This window comes from Streptomyces cahuitamycinicus, from assembly GCF_002891435.1.
GTDB lineage: Bacteria > Actinomycetota > Actinomycetes > Streptomycetales > Streptomycetaceae > Streptomyces > Streptomyces cahuitamycinicus.
Genome location: NZ_POUC01001000.1, coordinates 1 through 405, shown reverse-complemented (window position 1 = coordinate 405; position 405 = coordinate 1). Strand labels below are relative to the sequence as shown.

1 pseudogene is annotated in these 405 nt (G+C 73.6%); it reads right to left on the bottom strand.

Going from position 1 to position 405, the window contains the following annotated elements:
* Positions 1–405: pseudogene (locus C1J00_RS44295) on the bottom strand (DNA polymerase III subunit gamma and tau); the annotation flags it as partial.

Sequence of the window (405 nt, the reverse complement as noted above, 5' to 3'; positions counted from 1 at the left end):
CCGCCGGTGTTGTAGCCGCCACCGCCGCCGAGGCCGGAGGGGCCGCCGCCCGGCGCCGGGGGCGCGGAGCCGCCCGAGGGATCGACGATCGCCTCGATCTTCCACTGGACGTTGAACTGCTCGCCCAGCGCCTGCCGCAGTACGTCCTCGCTGCCGCTGCTCAGGAAGTTGTCCCTGGCTCCGGCGTTGACGAAGCCGAGCTGGAGGGTCGTGCCGTCGAAACCGGCCACCTGGGCGTTCTGGCTGAGCAGGATCCAGGTGAAGCGCCGGCGGTTCTTGACCGCGTCCAGGATGTTCGGCCAGAGCATGCGGGGGTCGAGATGGCCGCCGCCGGTGGGAGCGGGGGCAGGCGCGGGCGCCGACGCCGACGCCGCCGGAGGCTGGGCCTTCGAAGGGGTGCTGGGG